Origin of the sequence: Streptomyces sp. NPDC007025 (assembly GCF_042869455.1) — a bacterium.
GTDB lineage: Bacteria > Actinomycetota > Actinomycetes > Streptomycetales > Streptomycetaceae > Streptomyces.
In genome coordinates this window covers 419107-439435 of sequence record NZ_JBIAFT010000003.1, presented here as the reverse complement: position 1 = coordinate 439435, position 20329 = coordinate 419107, and the positions used below count along the sequence as shown (strand labels likewise).

The following is a 20329-nucleotide window of genomic DNA, read 5'->3' as shown; positions in this document are numbered from 1 at the left end:
GGGTCCGGAGGAGGGGCGCGGGGCCGGGGTGCCGTGGCGGCGCTGCGCCGGGGTGCCGGAGTGCCGCGAAAGGTGTGCGCATGGTGGCGCGCAGCACCGGGCGGCTGACCCGGGCGCGTCCGGACGTCTGTCCTTCGTACGAGTGATGGCCTGGGGATCAAATCCCGCATCTCCCAACGAAAACCCCCGCACAGTGCATCCCGTGTGACGTGGATCACCGCTAGCGTGACGGGCGTTGCGCCGTTTCCACGGCGTATGTCCAGGCGCGTCCACGCGGCGAAGGGAGATCCCATGCGGGTCGGAGTGCTGACCGGCGGCGGCGACTGCCCCGGTCTCAATGCGGTCATGCGGGCCGTGGTCCGTAAGGGAGTCCAGGAGTACGGCTACGACTTCACCGGGTTCCGCGACGGCTGGCGGGGACCGTTGGAGGGGGAGACGGTCCGGCTGGACATCCCGGCGGTGCGCGGCATGCTGCCGCGCGGCGGCACCATCCTCGGCTCCTCGCGCACCAACCCCTTCAAGGAGGAGGACGGTGTCCGGCGCATCAAGGAGAATCTCGCCAAGCACGAGGTCGACGCGCTGATCGCGATCGGCGGCGAGGACACACTGGGGGTGGCGGCCCGGCTGACCGGCGAGCACGGCATCCGCTGCGTCGGTGTACCCAAGACGATCGACAACGACCTGTCCGCCACCGACTACACCTTCGGCTTCAACACCGCCGTCACGGTCGCCACCGAGGCCATCGACCGGCTGCACACCACCGCCGAGTCCCATATGCGGGTGCTGGTGGTGGAGGTCATGGGGCGGCACGCGGGCTGGATCGCGCTGCACTCGGGACTGGCGGGCGGCGCCAACTGCATCCTCATCCCCGAGCAGCGCTTCGACACCGAGCAGGTCTGCGGGTGGGTCACCTCCCGCTTCAAGGCCAGCTACGCGCCGATCGTGGTCGTCGCGGAGGGCGCGATGCCCCAGGGCGGCGAGATGGTCCTCAAGGACGGTTCCACGGACTCCTTCGGGCATGTCCGGCTGTCGGGCGTGGGCGAGTGGCTGGCCAAGGAGATCGAGTCCCGCACCGGCAAGGAGGCCCGCACCACGGTGCTCGGGCACATCCAGCGGGGCGGCACCCCCACGCCGTACGACCGCTGGCTGGCCACCCGCTTCGGCCTGCACGCCATCGACGCGGTGCGCGGCGAGGAGTGGGGCAGCATGGTCGCCCTGCGCGGCACCGACATCGTCCGCGTCCCGCTCGCGCAGGCGACCGAGAAGCTGAAGACGGTCGATCCGGCGCTCTACGAGGAAGCGGGCGTATTCTTCGGCTGACGGCGCCCCGGCCCGGGCCGGAGAGGCCCGGGCCGGGAGCCGGCAGCCCCTCTCCCGGTCCGGGCAGGCCCGGCGGTCAGTCCGCGGTCCGTGCCGCGCCCCGCGCCGCGGGGCGCTCCGCGTCGGCCGCGGTCAGCAGCCGTGCCGTCACCGCCGCGCCGTCCAGCGTCAGCACCGACTCCGGGTGGAACTGCACCCCGGCGAAGCCGGGCCCGCGCAGCGCGTGGACCTCGCCGCCGGCGGGATCGCGGCTCAGCTCGACGCCGTGCAGCGCCAGCTCGGCGGCGGCCGCCTCGTCGCAGCGGGCGGCGTAGGAGTTGTAGAAGCCGACCGTCTCCGGCCGCCCGAACAGGTCGATCACCTCCTGGGCGCCCTGGTGCGGGCGCTGCTTGCGGACCAGCTCCAGGCCCAGCTCGGCGGCGAGCAGTTCGTGCCCCAGGCAGACGCCCAGCAGCGGCTGCCGCCGGGCGCGCACCAGGTCGGCGGCCAGCGCGCGCAGCAGCCGCATCTTCGGGTCGGCCGCGTCGCGCGGATCGCCGGGGCCCGGTCCCAGTACGACGGGTCCCTCGTGCCGCAGCGCCGCCCGGTGCAGCCCCGGCTCGTCGTAGCGGCGCACCCGCACCCGGTGTCCGGTCGCGCCCAGCAGATGCGCCAGCATCGAGGTGAAGGTGTCCTCGCCGTCGACGACCAGCACCGGTGCCGCACCGGTCCGCGCGGGCCGGCCCACCCGCATCCGCAGCCAGAACGGTGCGAGCCCCGAGCGCCGCTCCGCCAGCGCGGCCTGCACCCGGGGGTCGTCCGCGAGCTGCGGGCGCGGGCCGCCGGCCGCCCCGGCCGGTGCCTCCCGCACGCCCAGCGCCGTGAGCACTCCCGCCGCCTTGGCGTGCGTCTCCGCCACCTCACCGGCCGGGTCGGAGGCGCGCACGAGCGTGGCGCCCACCGGCACCCGCAGCGGTCCGGTGCGGGGGTCGATGTCAGCGGTGCGGATGAGGATGGGGGAGTCCAGCGTCTGGGCGCCGCCCTCGTCGTGGCCGAGCAGGGCGAGCGCTCCCGCGTAGTAGCCGCGTCCGCCCCTCTCGTACCGTCCGAGCACCCGGCAGGCGTTCTCCACCGGGGAGCCGGTCACCGTGGCGGCGAACATCGTCTCGCGCAGCACCTCGCGCACGTCCAGCGTGCTGCGGCCGCGCAACTCGTACTCGGTGTGCGCCAGGTGGGCCATCTCCCGCAGCCGCGGTCCGACGACGACGCCTCCCCCGTCGCCGACGGTGCACATCATCTTCATCTCCTCGTCGACGACCATGGAGAGTTCCTCGCTCTCCTTGCGGTCGGCCAGGAAGTCCAGCAGCCCCGCCGCGTCCGGGCCTCCCTCCGGGTAGCGGTAGGTGCCGCTGATCGGGTTCATCACGACGGTGCCGCCGCTCATCCGCACGTGCACCTCCGGGCTGGCGCCCACCAGCACCCGGTCGCCGGTGTGCACGACGAACGTCCAGTAGGCGCCCTGCTCGCCGCGGAGCAGCCGGCCGAAGAGCGCGAGCGCGTCGGCGCGGGAGAAGCCGGGGACATGTGCCTCGTAGTCCCGGCGGATCACGAAGTTGGCGCCCTCGCCCGCTCCGATCTCGTCGGTGACGACCCGGCGGACGATCTCCTCGTAGGCGTCGTCCGGCACGTCGAAGGCGCCCTGCTCGACCCGTACGCGGTGGTCGGGCAGCGCGGCGAGGACGTCGGCCGGGGGCAGTTCGTGGCACTCCTCGGGCAGCAGCACGGACAGCGGGGTGCCGTCGTCGCGGACGTCGAACCCCCGCTCGCTGATCTGCCGGAACGGCACGAGCGCCAGCGCGCCGGCGCGGTCCGCCGGGGGCACCGGCAGGTCGGACAGCCGCGCCGGGTGCCGCACACTGCCGATGAGCACCTCGACGACATCGGTGTCCCGGCCGGGGGTGCGCCTGCGCAGCAGCGCGAACGGCGGCGCGTCGTCCCGGGTCAGCCGTGCGACGAGGGCGGTGGGAGAAGCGGCGGCGGACGGGGAGGCGGGTGCGGGTGCGGCGGAGTGGTGCATGCGGGGTCCCTTCGCGAGTACGGAGGAACGGCCGCGGAGATGCGAAAGGCCGCCCCTCGGGCGGCCTGGCGCGTGGCTGAGCTCTCAGTGCATACGCGCGTCGTGGCGGGCCGCCGTGTGGGCGGGCCACCACCAGTTCATGGTCGACAGCGCGTGCATGCCGGACACCCTAGCGGACGCGGCTCCCGCGCCGCGGCTCCGCGCGGTGCCCCGGGACGGCCAGGCACCGGCGCCGGCGCCGCCACCGGAGTCGGCAGCGGAACCGACAGCGGAACGGCGCCGGCACTGCCTGTGACCGCGGCCTCGCCGGGGCTGTGATCGCGGTCTCGGATGCCGGGCAGCCGGACGGAGCGCGCGCGAAACCCCGTAACCTTGGGTCCGTGACTGTGAACGCCCACTCCGACGCCGGTGCCCAGACCTGGCGAGACCTCCCTGCAGCACAGCAGCCCGACTGGCCGGACCACGAGGCGCTGCGTACGGTTCTGACCGAGCTCGAGTCCTATCCGCCGCTCGTCTTCGCGGGCGAGTGCGACCAGTTGCGGGAGCGGCTGGGCTCGGTCGCGCGCGGAGAGGCGTTCCTGCTCCAGGGCGGTGACTGCGCCGAGGCGTTCGACCAGGTCAGCGCCGAGCACATCCGCAACAAGCTCAAGACGCTGCTGCAGATGGGTGCGGTGCTCACGTACGCGGGCTCGGTTCCGGTCGTCAAGGTCGGCCGGATCGCCGGCCAGTACAGCAAGCCCCGCTCCAAGCCGACCGAGACCCGGGACGGGGTCACGCTGCCCACCTACCGGGGCGACTCGGTCAACGGTTTCGAGTTCACGGCGGAGGCGCGCAGGCCGGACCCGGAGCGGCTGAAGCGGATGTACCACGCCTCGTCCGCCACGCTGAACCTGGTCCGCGCCTTCACCACCGGCGGCTACGCCGACCTGCGCCAGGTGCACGCCTGGAACCAGGACTTCGTCAAGTCCAGCCCGTCCGGGCAGCGGTACGAGGCCCTGGCCCGCGAGATCGACCAGGCGATGAAGTTCATGCACGCCTGCGGCACGGACCCCGAAGAGCTGAAGACGGTCGAGTTCTACTCCTCGCACGAGGCGCTGCTGCTCGACTACGAGTCGGCGCTCACCCGGGTCGACTCGCGCAGCGGCGATCTCTACGACGTGTCCGGGCACATGGTCTGGATCGGGGAGCGCACCCGGCAGCTCGACGGCGCCCACATCGAGTTCGCCTCCCGGGTGCGCAACCCGGTCGGGGTGAAGCTGGGGCCGACGACGACCTCCGAGGAGGCGCTGGCGCTCATCGAGCGGCTGGACCCGGACCGCGAGCCGGGCCGGCTCACCTTCATCACCCGGATGGGGGCGGACAAGATCCGCGACCGGCTGCCCGAGCTGGTGGAGAAGGTGACCGCCTCCGGCGCCACGGTCGCCTGGGTCTGCGACCCGATGCACGGCAACACCTTCGAGGCGGCCAGCGGCCACAAGACACGCCGGTTCGACGACGTGCTGGACGAGGTCAAGGGCTTCTTCGAGGTCCACAAGGGCCTGGGCACCCACCCCGGCGGCATCCACATGGAGCTGACCGGCGACGACGTCACCGAGTGCGTGGGCGGCGGCGACGAGATCTTCGTCGACGACCTGCACCAGCGCTACGAGACGGCCTGCGACCCGCGGCTCAACCGCAGCCAGTCCCTGGACCTGGCCTTCCTCGTCGCGGAGATGTACCGCGACCAGTGAGCTGCCGCGGCTGCGGGAAGGCCGCTCCGCGACCCCGCCGCTGGGGCCCGCGTCCGGTGTGACGCGGGCCCCAGCGGTGTATGTGGACACGCCCGGACGGGTAAGGTTAGGTTAACCTCAGCAAGGCTGACCGATCCGAGGCGGAGGTGACCCGCGTGTACGTCTGCTCGTGCTTCGGCATCACCGAAGAGCAGGTGCGACAGCACGCGGCGGCGGGGGCGTGCACCCCGCGCCAGATCGCTTCCGCCAGCAAGGCGGGTACGGACTGCGGCTCCTGCGTGCGCCGCATCCAGGGCATCCTGGGCCGCGGCGAGTGCCCGCGCAGGGTGGCGCTGGACCGCGGCGAGGCGCCCCTCGTCACCCGCGCGGCGCAGGCCGTCGCCGCGGAACCGGCCGGGATCGCCGTCGCCGCGGAGCCGGCTGCGGCAGCGCACGCGGCCTGATCCGGGCCAGGCACCGCGCCGCCTGACCTCCGCGCACGGCCGCTCCAGGAGAGCGCGCACACCACCGCCCGCCACCGGCCCGCTGTCACCCGCCGCCTGCTGCGGCGCCCCCACTCCGGCTCTCAGGTCTCGTCCGCGGCCTTCTGCTCGATCTGCTGGGAGAGGTACAGCGGCTCGCCCAGCTTCTCGATCAGATCGAGCTGGGTGTCCAGGTAGTCGATGTGGTGCTCCTCGTCCGCGAGGATGTCCTCGAAGATGTTGGCCGAGGTGATGTCGCCCTTGTTGCGCATCAGCTCGATGCCGCGCTTGAGCCGGTCGATGGCCTCGACCTCGACCTGCCGGTCCGCCCGGAACATCTCCGTCACGTCCTGGCCGACCCGCACATGGAAGAGCCGCTGGTAGTTCGGCAGGCCCTCGAGGAAGAGGATCCGGTCGGTGAGCCGCTCCGCGTGCCGCATCTCGTCGAAGGACTCGGAGCGGGTGTACTCGGCGAGTTTCGTCCAGCCGAGGTGCTCCTGCATCTTCGCGTGCAGGAAGTACTGGTTGATGGCGGTGAGCTCGGCGGTGAGCTGCTCGTTGAGGAACTCGATGACCTCGGGGTCGCCCTGCATGGTGGCGGGCTCCTTCCAGCGGCATGGCGCGGGTACCGGGCAGAACGCGCGTGGCGCGCAATCGCGCATCCTGTCACCGCCCACCCGCCGGGTCCAGTAAGTGAAGGCTTACCGGATGTGCCCGTATTTGCGGAGGTGAGCTGCTACGACAGCGCGCCGACCACCCGCCGGGGGGTTGGTCGGGACCATCGCCCGGGGTCTGTCACCATGGGGACATGGGTCAGCCGCAAAGCCGCGAAGGGGAGCAACCGGAGCTTCCGCCCGGGCAGCGGCTCCAGCGCGGGTGGCCGGTGACGCACTACGGCCCGGTACCGAAGTTCCGCCGGGAGCGCTGGGAATTCCGGGTCTTCGGGGCCACGGCGGACGGCGAGAAGCACTGCTGGGACCACGAGCAGTTCTCCGCGCTGCCGTATCGCACCGTCGTCGCCGATCTGCACTGTGTCGCGAAGTTCAGCATGCTGGGCGCCGAGTGGGGCGGCGTGCTCGCGCGCAGCATCCTCGAGCTGGCACCGCCCGCGCCCGACGCGACGCATGTGATGGTGTGGGCGGAGTACGGCTTCAGCTCCAACGTCCGGCTGTCGGACTTCACCTCCGCGAAGACAATCTTCGCCACGCACCGCGCCGGTGAGCTGCTGACCGCCGAGCACGGCTTCCCTGTCCGGCTCGTGGTGCCCCACCTCTACGCCTGGAAGGGCCCCAAGTGGGTCCGCGGCATCGAGTACATGACGGCGGACCGCCGCGGCTTCTGGGAGGAGCGCGGCTACCACAACATCGGGGACCCCTGGCGGGAGCAGCGCTACTCCTACCAGGAGGAGCGGGGGGACGGTCCCGAGCTCTGAGCCGGGTGGGGCACCCCCGAGCCGTCGGGCGCCGCGGTCCCGGCTCCGGGCCGGGCGCGCCGCCGAAGGGCCCGGGTCCAGGCTCTCCTCGGGTGCGCGCCCCGCTGCCGGGAGGCGCCGGGAGGTCTTCCCGGCACCTGGGTCATGCCTCCCTGAGCTTCTTCAGCAGCGCCACGTCGCCCGCGTGCCCCGCCTTGCCGCCCGGTGTCTCGATCACCAGGGGCACGCCCTCGGTCAGCGGGTGGGCCAGCAGCTCGGCGAACGGCCCGGTCCCGATGTGGCCCGCGCCAATGTTCGCGTGCCGGTCCTTGCACGCGCCCGCCACGTCCTGGGAGTCGTTGGCGTGGATCAGCCGCAGCCTTCCGGGGCCGGTGACCGACTCCAGTTCGCGCAGCGCGCGTTCCACCCCGCCCGGTGCGGCCAGATCGTCCCCGGCGGCGAAGGCGTGGCAGGTGTCCAGGCAGACGCCGAGCCTGGGGTGATGCTCCAGCGCCTCGAAGTACGGGCCGAGTTCCTGCATCCGGGAGCAGAGCGACGCGCCCTGCCCGGCCGTCGGCTCCAGCAGCAGCCACGGGTCGTCCTCTTGGGTCAGCTCCTCCAGCAGCGGCATCATCAGTGCCCGCGCCTGGTCCAGTGCCGTCGCCCGGGCGCGCCCTCCGGTGGCGGAGCCGGTGTGGACGACGACACCCAGCGCGCCGATGGCGCGCCCGCGCCGCAGCGAATGCCGCAGCGAGTGGACCGACTTCGTCGCGGTGTCCTCGTTGTGCGAGCCGAAATTGATGAGATAAGGAGCGTGGACATAAACCGGAAGTCCACGTGCTGCGCAGGCGGTGCGGAATACCTCGTCCTGTTCCGTGTTTCCCGTCGGCGTCGCCCAGCCGCGCGGATTCGCGACGAAAACCTGAAGCGTCTCGGCTTCGATGTCGGCGGCATAGGAAAGGCCAGTGGCGGCCAGGCCCCCGGCTACGGGGACATGGCCGCCAATGGGATTGCGCAGGTGCTGCGTCTCGTTCGTGGTCACACCACTCAGTATGCCGAGTTGACGTTGTCCATCGAACCGTACCGGTCGGCCGCGTAGTTGCAGGCGGCGACGATGTTCGCGACCGGGTCGTACTGGTCCCAGGCGGTGCCCTCGACGTGGTAGGTGTCGAAGGTGGGCTTGATCACCTGGAGCAGGCCCTTGGAGGGCACGCCGTTCTGGGCGTTGATGTCCCAGTTGTTGATGGCGCGGGGGTCACCGGCGGACTCGCGGATGATGTTGCGCTTGATGCCCTCGTAGGAGCCGGGGATGCCGTGCTTGGCCATGATGGCGCGGGCCTCGCGGATCCAGCCGTCCAGGTTGTCCGGGTAGCTGGGCGCGGCGGCGCGCTTGGAGCGGTCGGCCGCGGCCTTGGCGGCGCGCTCCTTGGCGGCCGCTGCCTCGGCCTTCTTCTCGGCCGCGGCCTTGGCGGCGCGCTTCTCGGCGTCGGCCTTGATCGCGGCGGCCGCCTCGTCGGTGCTGGTGAAGCTCTTGGCAGTGGTGGCGGCGTTCTTCACACTTGCCACCTGCTCGGTGTCGGCGGGCGCCGGGGCCATGGACTGCTGCTGGGCGGTGAGGTCCTTGCCCTGGGGCGGCAGCAGCGAGGAGTCGGAGCTGAAGGCGACGCTGTCGGCCTGGACCTTCTTCGCCGTGGCCTGGCCGGCGTCGCCGTGGTGCGCGGTGCCGGGGAGGACCGTGAGGGCCAGGGCCGCCGCGCCCGCGGTGCCGATGCCTATGGTCGAGATCTTCTTGGCCTTGGGGCTGAGACTGAGGCTGGAGATGCTGGGCATGAGGAAGTACGGAACCTTTCATCGCTGGCGTCGTGTCGCAGTGGCGGGGAGCCGGGGAGACGCGCCGAGTGCTGATTCGGCGCCGTGCGACGACCGCAATTGTTAAAGGGCCCGTTCTGCGGAATCAAAGGTGTGACGTACTACCCGGATTCGTGGTGGGGGGTGGTTGGTGGGCGGGTATTTCGGAGACGCATTCCAGGTCGCGTCGCGGATTTCTTTCCACTAGGCGTGTTCGTAGGTGATGTGCGTCCTATGGGTGGGGTCACACGCCACCAAGTCCCCTGGTACACCCCGTGACGGGATATGCGCGCCAAGTCGGACATATCGCGCCGAGGTGTAGCGGGTCGGCCACCGGCGGGTCGGTCATCGGGAGCGCCGCCACGGGCCGCCGCGCCCGGCGCGGGCTCAGCGCAGCCAGATGGTGATCGACGAGCCGCGGGGCGCCTTCCCTCCCCCGTCGGGGGACTGGTTGAAGACGGTGTCCCCGAAGAAGATGCGGCGCACCGTCACCTCGAAGCCCGCGCCCTCCAGCTTCTCGGTGGCCTCGTCCTCGCTGCTGCCCTCCACGTCCGGCACCTCGACCATGTCGGGGCCCTTGGAGACCGTCAGCGTCACCGTGTCGCCCTCGGCGGCCCGGGCGCCGTCGGTCGGGGACTGGCGGGCGATGCTGCCCTTCTCGTGCTCGGAGTGGACGCGCTCGGTGGCGATCCGGACCTTCAGACCCGCGTCCTGAAGCTCCTGGGTCGCGTCGCTCCGCTTGTCGCCGACCACATCGGGCACCTCCACCGGCGCCCCCTTGGAGACGGTGAGGGCCACCGCGGCGCCGGGCCTGCGCTTGCTGCCCGGCTCGGGGTCGGTGGCGAGCACGGAGCCCCGCGCCGTCTCCTCGTCGAACCGCCGCTCGACCGTCCCCGGCTTCAGGCCGGCGTCCTCCAGCTTGCGGCGGGCGTCCGACAGCGGGGTGTCCTTGAGCTCGGGCACCTTCACCACGTGCGGGCCGCGCGAGACGGTCAGCGTGACCGTGCCGGTCTTGCGGACCCGCTCACCCGGCTCCGGGTCGGTGCCGATGACGTGGCCGCGCTCCACCCGCTCGCTGAAGTCCTCCTCCACCTTCACGTCCAGTCCCGCCTCCGAGAGCGTCTTGGTCGCCTCGGCGCGGGTGTCGTCCAGCACCGCGGGGGTCCGCACGAACTGACCGGAGTTGACGTACCAGATGCCCGTGCCGACCAGCGCCACCAGCAGCACGGCCAGGGTCACCAGCACCCAGCGCGGTTGCATCCTCCGCCGCCGGCCCCCGGCACCCGCGTCGGAGGAGCCGCCGGGCGGGTCGGACGGCGGCGGCGACAGCAGCGCCGTCCGGTTGAGATCCGCTTCCGGGGCCGGACCGGCGGCGGGACCCCCCGCGGGGCGCGGGATCACAGAGGTGTCGGCCTCGGACCCGGCGGTGGCGTGCGCGGCCGCCGCGGCGATGTCTCCGGAGATCCCCGAGACCCCCGAGAGCCGCGCCGCGTCCTCGGCCGGGCCGGTGCCGCCCTGTGTGGCCTGCGGTGGGACCGCGTCCAGCTCCTCGTCGGTGAGCTCCGCGCGGACCGTGCGGGCCCGCGCCAGCAGGGCGACAGCGTCCTCGGGACGCTGTTCGGGGGTGCGCGCCGTCGCCAGCGCCACCAGGCCGTCCAGCGCCGCCGCCATCCCCGGCACCGCGGCCGAAGGAGCCGGCATGTCCTTGTTCAGGTGCTGGTAGAGCACCTGCGCGGGCGAGCCGCCGGAGTGCGGCTTGCCGCCGGTGAGCATCTCGTAGAGCATGACGCCGCACGCGTACAGGTCCGTACGCGGCGTGGCCGTGCCGTCCTCGATCTGCTCGGGCGCCAGATAGGAGACCGTGCCCAGGATCGAGTCCGTCGTCGCGGAGGTCTGGCTGTCCACCGCCCGCACGAGGCCGAAGTCGGCGACCTTCACCCGGCCGTCGTCCCCTATCAGCACGTTCTCCGGCTTCACGTCCCGGTGCACGAGACCGGCCCGGTGCGCCGCGCCCAGCGCCGCCAGCACGGGTTCCAGGACGTCGAGCGCCGCGCGGGGGCGCAGGGCGCCGCGGTCCCGCAGCACGTCGCGGAGCGTGCAGCCCTCCACGTACTCCATCGCCAGATAGACATAGGTGCCGTCGGTGCCCTGGTCGAAGACCCCGACCACGTTGGCGTGCGCCAGCCGGGCCGCGGACTTGGCCTCCCTGATGAAGCGGGTCACGAACGTCTCGTCCGCGGAGAGGGAGGTGTGCATCACCTTCAGGGCCAGCACCCGGTCCAGCCGGGTGTCCACCGCGCGGTAGACGGTCGCCATGCCGCCGATGGCCACCCGGGCCTCGACGCGGTACCGGCCGTCGAGCACCTGTCCGACCAACGGGTCTCCTCGTCCGTAGGCAGGCGACGGGTCCTGGAGGGTGGTGTCCATTGCGCCGAGTTTACGAGGGAGGTGCGGCGGCGGGGTCGCGCGGTTGCGGGTTGCCGCTGTTCTGGGGCCGAACGGTGACACTCCGTGGCGCCCACCCGGGGGTGAGCGGCGCCGCCGAACGGCGCCGCCGGGGCGGTGCCCGGGGGCCCGGCTGCGGCCCCGGCGACGGGGGCCCTCAGCCGAAGTCCGGGCGCTCCGGGTCCAGCGCCGCGAGGCCCTCGGTGGGCGAGGACGCCTCGGCGAAGTGGCGGCGCGGGATGCGGCCCGCGCGGAAGGCGAGCCGCCCCGCCTCGACCGCGTGCCGCATGCCCTCCGCCATCAGCACCGGCTCCTGGGCCCGGGTCACCGCCGAGGCCAGCATCACCGCGGCGCACCCCAACTCCATGGCCAGTGCCGCGTCCGAGGCCGTACCGGCGCCCGCGTCCAGGATCACCGGCACGCCCGCGCGCTCGGTGATGAGCCGGAAGTTGTGCGGGTTGCGAATGCCCAGTCCGGAGCCGATGGGGGAGCCGAGCGGCATGATCGCCGCGCAGCCCGCCTCCTCCAGCTTCCGCGCCAGCACCGGGTCGTCGTTGGTGTACGGCAGCACCGTGAAGCCGTCGTCCACCAGCGTCTCGGCGGCCTCCAGCAGCTCGACCGGGTCCGGCAGCAGGGTGCGCTCGTCGGCGATGACCTCCAGTTTCACCCAGTCGGTGCCCAGCGCCTCCCGCGCGAGCCGTGCGGTGAGCACCGCCTCACCCGCCGTGTAGCACCCGGCGGTGTTCGGCAGCACCCGGATACCGTGCCTGTTCAGCACCGACAGCACGGAGCCGCCCACCGAGGGGTCCAGGCGCCGCATCGCGACCGTGGTCAGCTCGGTGCCGGAGGCCAGCAGCGCCCGTTCCAGGACGTCCAGGCTGGGCGCGCCCCCGGTCCCCATGATCAGCCGGGAGGTGAAGGCGGTGTCGCCTATGGTCAGCGGATCGTCGGCCATGGCCGGCTCAGCCTCCTTGGACTGCGGTGAGGATCTCGACGCGGTCGCCCTCGCCGAGCGGGGTCTGAGCCCAGCGGCCCCGGGGGATCACGTCCTCGTTCAGCGCCGCGGCCACCCCGCCCGGCGCGGCGGTGAGATCGGCCACGAGCCGGTCGAGGGTGAGACCCGGGGTCACTCGGCGGGGCTCGCCGTTGACCGAGACGGTCGTCGTCGGGGCGGAGGTCATACGGGCTGCTCCTGGGTCTCGCGGGAGTCTGCGGAGGCGAAGCGCTGCGGTGCGAAGGGCCGGGCCGGTGCGGGCAGCTCGCCCGTGGCCAGCAGTTCGGCGAGCACGTCGCCGGTGACGGGGGTGAGCAGGACACCGTGCCGGTAGTGGCCGGTGGCCAGGTGGAGCCCGGGCAGCGCGGTGGGCCCCAGCAGCGGCGCGTTGTCGGGGGAGCCGGGGCGCAGCCCGGCGCGGGTCTCGGCCAGTGGCAGCTCGGTGACGCCGGGCACCAGTTCGTGTGCGTCCCGCAGCAGCTCGTAGACGCCGCCCGCGGTGACGGTGGTGTCCCAGCCCAGTTCCTCACTGGTGGCGCCGACCACCAGTTCGCCGTCCGCGCGCGGCACCAGGTAGAGAGCGCCGCCGCGTACCACCGCGCGGACCGTGCGGGAGAGGAAGGGGCCGGCCGAGCCGCCGGGCATCCGCAGCCGCAGCACCTGCCCCTTCACCGGGCGCACCGGGGGCGCCACCCACGGGGGCAGGCCCTCCAGGGTGCCGCTGCGGGCGCCCAGCGCGAGCACCGTCTGCTCCGCGCGCAGCTCGGTGCCGTCCGCCAGCGCCGCCCCCGCGGCGCGGTCCCGCCGGTGCAGCAACCGCACCGCGCCGGAGCGCCGGAAGGCGACTCCCGCGCGCTCGCAGGCCCGCAGCAGCGCGGCGGCAAGTCGCCGGGGGTCGATCTGGTGGTCGCCGTCCACCCGGGCTCCGCCGCGCACCGAGGGCGCCAGCATCGGCTCCAGGCGGCGGCACTCGCGGCCGGTCAGCCACTGCGACTCCAGCCCGCACCGCTGCTGGAGCGCATGCAGCTCGCGCAGGTGGGCGCGGTCGTCGGCGTCGAGCGCGACCGCGAGGGTGCCGCAGGCCCGGTAGCCGGTGTCCAGGCCGGCGGCGTCCTCCAGTTCGGCGACGAACTCGGGGTAGCGTGCCGCCGAGGCGAGGTTGAGGTCCAGCAGGGTCTCCTCGCCGTAGTGCAGTTCGGTGACGGCTGCCAGCATGCCCGCCGCCACCCGCGCGGCGCCGCCGCCCGGTCCGGGGTCGGCCACGGTGACCGCAAGGCCGCGCTGTGCGGCCCGCCAGGCCGTCACCAGGCCGATCAGGCCGCCGCCGAGGACGAGCACGTCGGGGCTCGCCGCGTGGGTACCGGTTTCGGTGCCGTTTCCTGTGCCGTTTCCTGTGCCGCGCATGGGGCTGCCGCTGCTCCCTTCGCCGGAATGACCCGGATCAGGTTCGGACGGTCGGAGGCCGCCGCAGCCTCCCTCTCAGCCCGGTGCGTCCGGGCTCCCGCGTATTCATGACTACCGCGGCCCACCCTACTGCGGTGCGTGCGGCGCCGGTAAGGCGCGCCGGGGCCCCGCGGCGGGCGGCCCTGGGGAGGGCTCGAAGGAGCGTCGTCCGCCCACCGGGCAGACGGGGCTTTGCAGACATGACCTACGACCGCCACCGGAGGCCGTCTCCGTCCGGTGGCCGATGGCTCCGGGAGTCGACCGGCATACAGTGAGCGATGTGAGCGACAGTCAGAACCAGCAGCGGGTCGTGGTCGTGGGCACCGGTATGGCGGGTGTGCAGACCGCCGTGCAGCTCCGCGAACAGGGCTGGCCCGGCTCCGTGCGGCTCCTCGGGGCCGAACCGCACCCGCCCTACGACCGGCCCCCGCTGTCCAAGGCCGTGCTGCTCGGCAGGGGCGAGGAGGCGGAGGTGCCGCTCTTCGACATCGACTTCGCGGCGCTGGGGATCGAGCTGGAACTGGGCCGGACCGCCACCGGGCTGCGCCCCGGCGAGCGGCTGCTGGTCACCGACGCGGGCCCGGTCCACTACGACCGGCTGGTGCTGGCCACCGGCGCCGAGCCTCGCACCCTGCCCGGGAGCGAGGGCGTGCCCGGTGTCCATGTGCTGCGCACCCTGGACGACGCGCGGCGGCTGCGGCCGGTGCTGGCCTCCCGCGGCAGGGTCGTGGTGGTCGGCGCCGGGTGGATCGGCGCGGAGTTCGCCACGGTGGCCCGCGAATGGGGCTGCGAGGTCACCGTGGTGGAGACCGCCGCCGCACCGCTGCCGGGCGCGCTCCCGGCCGAGGTCTCCGCGCCGATGCGGGACTGGTACGCGGAGGCCGGGGCGGTACTGCGCACCGGCGCCGCCGTCGCCGCGGTCGAGCGCGGCGGGGTGCTGCTCGCCGACGGGACGCGGCTGCCGGCGGACGCGGTCCTGGTCGGGATCGGGGCCCGGCCCGCTACCGGATGGCTGGCCGGCTCCGGGGTGGCGCTCGGGCCGGACGGCTCCGTGCTGGCCGACGCGCGGCTGCGCAGCTCGGCCTCCGGCTGCTACGCGGTGGGGGACTGCGCCTCGTTCCCCTCGGCCCGCTACGGGGAGCGGCTGCTGATCCACCACTGGGACAACGCGCTCCAGGGCCCCCGTACGGTCGCGGCGAACCTGCTCGCCGAGGGGCACGCCGACGGCGAGCCGGAGAGCGTCGCCTACGATCCGGTGCCCTACTTCTGGTCCGAGCAGTTCGGCCGCTTCGTGCAGTACGTCGGCCACCACGCCCCCGGCGACGAGCTGGTGTGGCGCGGCTCGCCGCGGGACCCCGCCTGGAGCGTGTGCTGGCTGCGCGGCGAGCGGCCGACCGCGCTGCTGGCCGTCGGCCGTCCGCGCGATCTCGCGCAGGGCCGGAAGCTGATTCAGCAGGGCACAGCCGTGGACCGGGCCGTGCTGGGCGACGCGGCCGTGGCCCTGAAGAAGGCCGCGCGGTAGTGACCACCGGTTTCGGATGGCAGTCTGGAACCCGTGACCGAGATTGACGCAAAGACCGACGCGCTCGTCCCCGCCTGGCTCGCCCTCCCCGATGTCGCCGAGATGCTCGGCGTCGAGGTGACCCGGGTGCGGCAGCTCGTGAAGGAAGGCCAACTGCTCGCGGTGCGGCGGGAGGCGGAGTCCGGGAACCGGGTGCTGCAGGTTCCGGCCGCCTTCGTGGGCGAGGGCCGGATCGTGAAGGGCCTGGCGGGCACCATCACTCTGCTGCGGGACGACGGCTTCAGCGACGAAGAGATGCTCGAATGGCTGTTCACCGAGGACGAGTCGCTGCCCGGCTCGCCGGTGACGGCGCTGCGGGAGAACCGGGGCACCGAGGTCAAGCGACGGGCGCAGGCACTCGCCGTCTGATCCCGCCGCCCGCGGCGGCGCACCAGCACACCGACAGCACCGGGTGCGTGGATCCCCCCGGGGTCCACGCACCCCCTCCCGGGGGGAACCGAACACCGCCATGTCCCGTACGTCCAGCTCGTCCCGCAGCACCGCCACCCCGCCCGCGGCGTCCCGGGGGTCCGCTCCCGCCCGTGAGCGGCTCGCGGAGGCGCGGCTCTACCTGTGCACCGACGCACGCGAGGCGCAGGGCGACCTGCCCGCGTTCCTGGACGCCGTCCTGGCGGGCGGTGTGGACATCGTCCAGCTCCGGGACAAGCGGCTGGAGGCGGCCGAGGAACTGGCGCAGCTCGACGTGTTCGCCGAGGCCTGCCGCCGGCACGGGGCCCTGCTGGCCGTGAACGACCGTGCGGACGTGGCCCACGCCGCCGCCTCCCAGGTGCTCCATCTCGGCCAGGGTGATCTGCCGGTGCCCGCGGCCCGCGCCCTGCTCGGCGACGAGGTGCTGATCGGCCGCTCCACGCACAGCCCCGCCGAGGCGGACGCGGCGCTGGTCGAGCCGGGCGTCGACTACTTCTGCACCGGGCCGTGCTGGCCGACCCCCACCAAGCCGGGCCGCCCCGCACCGGGGCTGGATCTCGTCCGTCACACCGCCGCCCGTACCGCCGCAGATCCGACGTCTCGGCCGTGGTTCGCCATCGGCGGCATCGATGCGGGCAATCTCGACCAGGTGCTGGACGCCGGGGCCCGCAGGGTGGTGGTGGTCCGGGCACTCACCGAGGCCGATGATCCCGGGGCAGCGGCCGCCTCGCTGGCCGCGCGGCTGCGGGAGGCGGCAGCCGCGGATGCCCGTCCCCCGGCGTCGTGACCGCACCGGCCGCTTAGCACGGGGGGCGGGACTGTCCAACAGGTGGACCTCGGCCATCCGGGAAACGGACAGATCCCCTCTTATCGCCCCGGTGTCGAGCCGCTCTGCAGGCCAGGCCGCTAGCCTGCAGATATGGCCATCGGTATCTCAGCTCCCAGGACAGACCGTCCGCCGACTGTGCGTGATCTGCTCGCGAGCGGAGAGCAGTCCTTCTCCTTCGAGTTCTTCGCGCCGAAGACCGCGAAAGGCGAGCGGACGCTGTGGGACGCGCTGCGACGCATCGAGGCGGCGTCCCCGACCTTCGTGTCCGTCACCTACGGCGCGGGCGGTTCCTCACGCGAGGGCACGGTCCGCAACACCGAGCGCATCGCCAACGAGACCACGCTGACTCCCGTCGCACACCTCACGGCGGTCAGCCACTCGCGGGCGGAACTGCGCAACGTCATCGGGCAGTACGCCGCCGCGGGCATCCGCAACGTGCTCGCACTGCGCGGCGATCCGCCCGGCGATCCGCTGGGGGAGTGGGTCAAGCACCCCGAGGGGATCGACTACGCCTCCGAACTCGTCGAACTGATCAAGGAGTCCGGCGACTTCTGCGTCGGTGTCGCGGCCTTCCCCGAGATGCACCCGCGCTCCACCGACTGGGACAGCGACATCCGGCATTTCGTGAACAAGTGCAATGCCGGTGCCGACTACGCGATCACCCAGATGTTCTTCCAGGCGGAGGACTATCTCCGGCTGCGGGACAGGGTCGCCGCCGCGGGCTGCAGCACGCCCATCATCCCGGAGATCATGCCGGTCACGAGCGTGCAGCAGATCGAGCGGTTCGCGCAGCTGAGCAACGCCACGCTGCCGGCCGGGATGATCGAGCGGCTGCACGCCGTCCAGGACGATCCGGCGGCGGTACGCTCGATCGGGATCGAGTACGCCACGGACTTGTGTGCGAGGCTGCTCGCCGAAGGTGTTCCGGGGCTGCACTTCATCACGCTCAACCACTCCACGGCGACGCTGGAGATCCACCAGAATCTCGGTCTCCGGGAGAGGGCTACCCTGGGCCTTCGCAAGGCTTGAGCCACGGGTCCGCCAAGGGGCGGCGGGAGCGGAAGAGGGGCGTAGATGGGCTGGACGGTCCTCTATATCGCGTTCGGCATCGTTGCGCTGTGGCTGCTGGGCGAGGTACTGCTCCAGTACAAGGCCCGGCTGCGCTGGCGGTTGCTGGCCCTCACCGGCTTCCTCGGCGTGGTGGTGGGGACGGCGCTGCCGTCGGTCGTCGTGATCGGCCTCGGCATCGCGGCCTTCGCCGTCGGCCAGACCTTCGTCACGCTCTCGGTACGGAGCGGGTTCACCGCCGGGTGGGCACTCGGCGGTGGCCCCGGCTCCAGCCGGCGCCGCCGCGGGGCGTCCCCCGCTCCGGACACGGCCTCGCTGGAGGTCTCCGACCTGCGCACCCACGACCCCGCCGACACCCCGGCCGCGGGCACCGTGCCGGTGCCCGATCCGGTCGACGACTACGGCCAGCAGGGCTATGGCCAGCAGGGCTACGGTCACCAGGAGCCCGCCGACTGGGGCGGCGAGGACGGCGATCCGGGCGGCCAGGAGACCGGCTACGGCTACCCGGGCCAGGACACCTACGGCCCCTACGGTCCCTACGGGGGCTACGGCTACGGCGGCTACGACGAGGAGACCTCGGTCTTCGCCCCGGCCCCCGACCAGCCTCCGGCCCACGGGGACGGCGGGCACGGGCACCACGGCGGATACGAGCAGTACGCCGGCTACCAGGACCACACCCCGGTCGGCGGGCCCGCCGGCTACCCGGACCACTCCGGATACCAGGACCCGGCCGGCTACCAGCAGTACCAGGACCCGTACGCGGGCTACGGCGGCCAGTACGGCGACGGATACGGCTATCCGCAACAGCCATACCAGCCCGGGGTGCCCGAGACGCCGCCGGGCGGGGTCTGGGTACCCCAGCAGCGCGAGGGCGGCGCGCCGCTGCCCCCGGAGGAGCCGCAGCCCTACGGCTACGACCCGTACGCCGACGCCCACGACGCCGACGCCCAGCAGCCCCAGCCGTACCCGCAGCAGGCACCCCGGTACCCGCAGGACTACTACGGCGGCGGCCCGTACTGAGGCCCGGCCGCACCGGGCCGGCAATCCGCACCGGGCCCGGGCCGCCTGCTCAGACCGAGCCGCGCCACTCCGGGTCCTGTACCAGCCCGGCCACCATGGCGCCCGTCATCCCCGCGGCGGGCAGACCGCCGCCCGGATGGGACCAGCCGCCGGCCGCGTAGAGCCCCGGCAGCCCCGTCGTGTTGGCGGGGTGCAGAAAGGCGCCACCGCCGCCGGACAGCCCCGGCGGCGGCACCCGCCCGCCGGGAGCCCCGGTCTCCGCCTCGATCTCGGCGGGGGTGCGCACCTCGCGCCACAGCACCCGCTCCCGCAGCCCCAGCCCCGCCGCGTCCGTCGCTGCCAGCAGGTTCTCGGCGAGCGGCTCCGCCGCCTCCGCCAGGAGACCGCCGGGCACCGGCAGCGTGAGCACGGCCGTCTCGTGCGCGTCGTCCGGCCGCAGCGCCGGATCGTCCGGCCGCAGCACGGTGAGCGGCTGCCCGGGAGCCTCCGCGCGGTGCACCAGCGTGCGGTGCGGGGCGCCGGCGGGGCGGGCACCGCGCAGCGCGAGCAGCACGGTGAGCCGGGACATCCCCCGGTCCGCGCTTCCCTGCCCGCCGGGTGCGGCCGGTCCGCCGCTCGCGACCACCACCTCCGCGTCCACCGCCGAGCCGTCGGCAAGTTCGACACCCGCCGCCCGCCCGTCCTTCTCCCGCACTCCCGCCACCGGGCTGTCGAAGTGGAAGGCCACCCCGCGGGCCCGGCAGCGCGCGTGCAGCGCGTCGGCCAGCGCCCGCAGGCCGCCGCGCACGTACCAGGTGCCGAAGGTGTCCTCGACGTAGGCGAGGGCGGCGGCACTCGCCGGCGACGTCGCCGGGTCCAGACCCTGTGTCCAGACGGAGCCGCACAGCATCGCCGCCAGCCGGGGGTCGCGCAGCTCGTCCCGGGCGATCTCGGCCAGCGTCGGCCCGGCGCTCCCCCGTCCGCGCAGCGCCCGGGAGAGGCGCAGCAGGCCCTTCGGACGCCGCGCGGGATAGGCGCCGTCCGCGACGAGCAGGTCCCACGAGGAGGGCTCCGCGCGCAGCGGCTCCTCCAGCAGCGGCCGCCGGGTGGCCTCCCACGCCGTGCGGGCCCGGGTCAGCATCGCGGACCAGCGCTCGCCCGCGCCCCCGCCCAGCGCCTCGTCCAGCGCGGCGATCACCTTGCCCCGGGAGGCGTTGGGCAGCGCGACGGCGCTGCCGTCGGCGAACACGTGGCGGGCGGTGACGGGAACCTGGACCAGCTCCACCACGTCCTCCAGCCGCTCCCGGCCGGTCTTGACGAACAGATCGCGGTAGACGGCCGGAAGCTGCAGCAGCCCCGGGCCGGTGTCGAACGCGAAGCCGTCGCGCGCGTACTGCCGCACGGCGCCTCCATAGGTCCCGGTGCGCTCGTGCACCACGACCCCGTGTCCCGCGACGGCCAGCCTCGCCGCCGCCGCCATGCCGCCCATCCCCGCCCCGACCACCACAACCCGTGCCATGTCCACCGACCCTAGCGGCCCCCGTCCGGCGCCCCGGCGCCGCCCGTGCCGGCCCGAGAAGTAGGTACCCGTACTCAGGAGAGATCTTGAGTATCCGCACGGATGGGCCGCCATCCGTGCGGACGGCAGAGTGAGGGCAACGGAAGGGCACGGGGCCGCACCGCCGACACGGGGCCGCGGAACGGTGCCGGCGCCCCTCCGGAAGCCACCCCTCTC

General features: G+C 73.5%; 18 protein-coding genes and 1 riboswitch. Of the genes, 9 read left to right on the top strand and 9 right to left on the bottom strand.

Annotated elements, in window-relative coordinates; genetic code table 11:
• The first annotated feature begins 291 nt into the window (after positions 1-291).
• Complete coding sequence (locus tag ACFYMO_RS08360) at positions 292-1320, top strand: 6-phosphofructokinase (protein WP_366772302.1); 1029 nt, start codon at positions 292-294, stop codon at positions 1318-1320.
• Between the two features lie 76 nt (positions 1321-1396).
• On the opposite strand, the gene ACFYMO_RS08355 is transcribed toward ACFYMO_RS08360, so the two are convergent.
• Positions 1397-3376 (bottom strand): anthranilate synthase family protein, encoded by a 1980-nt coding sequence (locus tag ACFYMO_RS08355; protein ID WP_388545100.1) that lies wholly within the window; start codon positions 3374-3376, stop codon positions 1397-1399.
• A gap of 380 nt (positions 3377-3756) precedes the next feature.
• Here ACFYMO_RS08355 and ACFYMO_RS08350 point away from each other — a divergent pair, with 380 nt between their 5' ends.
• Both ACFYMO_RS08350 and ACFYMO_RS08345 read left to right on the top strand, forming a co-directional pair.
• On the top strand, positions 3757-5106 hold the full coding sequence (locus tag ACFYMO_RS08350) for a class II 3-deoxy-7-phosphoheptulonate synthase (protein ID WP_388545097.1): 1350 nt from the start codon (positions 3757-3759) through the stop codon (positions 5104-5106).
• A gap of 155 nt (positions 5107-5261) precedes the next feature.
• Positions 5262-5549: a (2Fe-2S)-binding protein gene (locus tag ACFYMO_RS08345; RefSeq protein ID WP_366772304.1), complete on the top strand. Its 288-nt coding sequence runs from the start codon at positions 5262-5264 to the stop codon at positions 5547-5549.
• A gap of 122 nt (positions 5550-5671) precedes the next feature.
• Here ACFYMO_RS08345 and bfr read toward each other — a convergent pair whose 3' ends face one another.
• Positions 5672-6160, bottom strand: a complete 489-nt coding sequence (gene bfr / locus ACFYMO_RS08340; protein ID WP_366772305.1) for a bacterioferritin — start codon at positions 6158-6160, stop codon at positions 5672-5674.
• A 215-nt stretch (positions 6161-6375) separates the two neighbouring features.
• Here bfr and ACFYMO_RS08335 point away from each other — a divergent pair, with 215 nt between their 5' ends.
• The gene (locus ACFYMO_RS08335; protein ID WP_366772306.1) at positions 6376-6999 is read left to right on the top strand and encodes a sulfite oxidase-like oxidoreductase; all 624 of its coding nucleotides are present in this window, start codon (positions 6376-6378) and stop codon (positions 6997-6999) included.
• 142 nt (positions 7000-7141) lie between these two features.
• On the opposite strand, the gene ACFYMO_RS08330 is transcribed toward ACFYMO_RS08335, so the two are convergent.
• The 6 genes from ACFYMO_RS08330 to thiO all read right to left on the bottom strand — a co-directional run bounded on the left by ACFYMO_RS08330 (position 7142) and on the right by thiO (position 13669).
• Complete coding sequence (locus tag ACFYMO_RS08330) at positions 7142-8020, bottom strand: deoxyribonuclease IV (RefSeq protein WP_388545093.1); 879 nt, start codon at positions 8018-8020, stop codon at positions 7142-7144.
• A 5-nt stretch (positions 8021-8025) separates the two neighbouring features.
• The gene (locus ACFYMO_RS08325; protein WP_366772308.1) at positions 8026-8808 is read right to left on the bottom strand and encodes a transglycosylase SLT domain-containing protein; all 783 of its coding nucleotides are present in this window, start codon (positions 8806-8808) and stop codon (positions 8026-8028) included.
• 405 nt (positions 8809-9213) lie between these two features.
• On the bottom strand, positions 9214-11253 hold the full coding sequence (gene pknB, locus ACFYMO_RS08320; protein ID WP_366772309.1) for a Stk1 family PASTA domain-containing Ser/Thr kinase: 2040 nt from the start codon (positions 11251-11253) through the stop codon (positions 9214-9216).
• Between the two features lie 175 nt (positions 11254-11428).
• A complete protein-coding gene (locus ACFYMO_RS08315) occupies positions 11429-12226 on the bottom strand; it encodes a thiazole synthase (protein WP_366772310.1) in 798 nt (265 codons plus the stop codon).
• Positions 12227-12233: 7 nt separating this feature from the next.
• Entirely contained in the window at positions 12234-12452 is a 219-nt protein-coding gene (thiS, locus tag ACFYMO_RS08310) for a sulfur carrier protein ThiS (protein ID WP_366772311.1), read from the bottom strand.
• Entirely contained in the window at positions 12449-13669 is a 1221-nt protein-coding gene (gene thiO / locus ACFYMO_RS08305) for a glycine oxidase ThiO (protein ID WP_388545085.1), read from the bottom strand. Before thiO ends, thiS begins: the two co-directional genes overlap by 4 nt.
• Positions 13667-13780: riboswitch (TPP riboswitch) on the bottom strand. Its footprint overlaps the gene before it by 3 nt.
• 256 nt (positions 13781-14036) lie before the next feature.
• Between thiO and ACFYMO_RS08300 the strand changes: the two genes are divergently transcribed.
• The 5 genes from ACFYMO_RS08300 to ACFYMO_RS08280 all read left to right on the top strand — a co-directional run bounded on the left by ACFYMO_RS08300 (position 14037) and on the right by ACFYMO_RS08280 (position 18615).
• Positions 14037-15230 (top strand): FAD-dependent oxidoreductase, encoded by a 1194-nt coding sequence (locus tag ACFYMO_RS08300; protein ID WP_366772398.1) that lies wholly within the window; start codon positions 14037-14039, stop codon positions 15228-15230.
• 33 nt (positions 15231-15263) lie between these two features.
• Complete coding sequence (locus ACFYMO_RS08295) at positions 15264-15638, top strand: Rv2175c family DNA-binding protein (RefSeq protein ID WP_019358771.1); 375 nt, start codon at positions 15264-15266, stop codon at positions 15636-15638.
• Positions 15639-15738: 100 nt separating this feature from the next.
• The gene (thiE, locus tag ACFYMO_RS08290; RefSeq protein ID WP_366772313.1) at positions 15739-16485 is read left to right on the top strand and encodes a thiamine phosphate synthase; all 747 of its coding nucleotides are present in this window, start codon (positions 15739-15741) and stop codon (positions 16483-16485) included.
• Positions 16486-16617: 132 nt separating this feature from the next.
• Positions 16618-17556 (top strand): methylenetetrahydrofolate reductase [NAD(P)H], encoded by a 939-nt coding sequence (gene metF, locus ACFYMO_RS08285; RefSeq protein ID WP_366772314.1) that lies wholly within the window; start codon positions 16618-16620, stop codon positions 17554-17556.
• Between the two features lie 45 nt (positions 17557-17601).
• Complete coding sequence (locus tag ACFYMO_RS08280; RefSeq protein WP_388545081.1) at positions 17602-18615, top strand: hypothetical protein; 1014 nt, start codon at positions 17602-17604, stop codon at positions 18613-18615.
• 49 nt (positions 18616-18664) lie between these two features.
• Here ACFYMO_RS08280 and ACFYMO_RS08275 read toward each other — a convergent pair whose 3' ends face one another.
• Positions 18665-20113: an NAD(P)/FAD-dependent oxidoreductase gene (locus tag ACFYMO_RS08275; RefSeq protein ID WP_366772316.1), complete on the bottom strand. Its 1449-nt coding sequence runs from the start codon at positions 20111-20113 to the stop codon at positions 18665-18667.
• Positions 20114-20329: the final 216 nt, after the last annotated feature.

Excerpts from the sequence above, each read along its gene's own strand:
- ACFYMO_RS08360 (WP_366772302.1), top strand. The coding sequence starts at position 292 with ATGCGGGTCGGAGTGCTGACCGGCGGCGGCGACTGCCCCGGTCTCAAT.
- ACFYMO_RS08355 (WP_388545100.1), bottom strand. The coding sequence starts at position 3,376 with ATGCACCACTCCGCCGCACCCGCACCCGCCTCCCCGTCCGCCGCCGCT.
- bfr (WP_366772305.1), bottom strand. The coding sequence starts at position 6,160 with ATGCAGGGCGACCCCGAGGTCATCGAGTTCCTCAACGAGCAGCTCACC.
- ACFYMO_RS08335 (WP_366772306.1), top strand. The coding sequence starts at position 6,376 with ATGGGTCAGCCGCAAAGCCGCGAAGGGGAGCAACCGGAGCTTCCGCCC.
- ACFYMO_RS08325 (WP_366772308.1), bottom strand. The coding sequence starts at position 8,808 with ATGCCCAGCATCTCCAGCCTCAGTCTCAGCCCCAAGGCCAAGAAGATC.
- pknB (WP_366772309.1), bottom strand. The coding sequence starts at position 11,253 with ATGGACACCACCCTCCAGGACCCGTCGCCTGCCTACGGACGAGGAGAC.
- ACFYMO_RS08315 (WP_366772310.1), bottom strand. The coding sequence starts at position 12,226 with ATGGCCGACGATCCGCTGACCATAGGCGACACCGCCTTCACCTCCCGG.
- thiS (WP_366772311.1), bottom strand. The coding sequence starts at position 12,452 with ATGACCTCCGCCCCGACGACGACCGTCTCGGTCAACGGCGAGCCCCGC.
- thiO (WP_388545085.1), bottom strand. The coding sequence starts at position 13,669 with ATGCGCGGCACAGGAAACGGCACAGGAAACGGCACCGAAACCGGTACC.
- ACFYMO_RS08300 (WP_366772398.1), top strand. The coding sequence starts at position 14,037 with ATGGCGGGTGTGCAGACCGCCGTGCAGCTCCGCGAACAGGGCTGGCCC.
- thiE (WP_366772313.1), top strand. The coding sequence starts at position 15,739 with ATGTCCCGTACGTCCAGCTCGTCCCGCAGCACCGCCACCCCGCCCGCG.
- metF (WP_366772314.1), top strand. The coding sequence starts at position 16,618 with ATGGCCATCGGTATCTCAGCTCCCAGGACAGACCGTCCGCCGACTGTG.
- ACFYMO_RS08280 (WP_388545081.1), top strand. The coding sequence starts at position 17,602 with ATGGGCTGGACGGTCCTCTATATCGCGTTCGGCATCGTTGCGCTGTGG.
- ACFYMO_RS08275 (WP_366772316.1), bottom strand. The coding sequence starts at position 20,113 with ATGGCACGGGTTGTGGTGGTCGGGGCGGGGATGGGCGGCATGGCGGCG.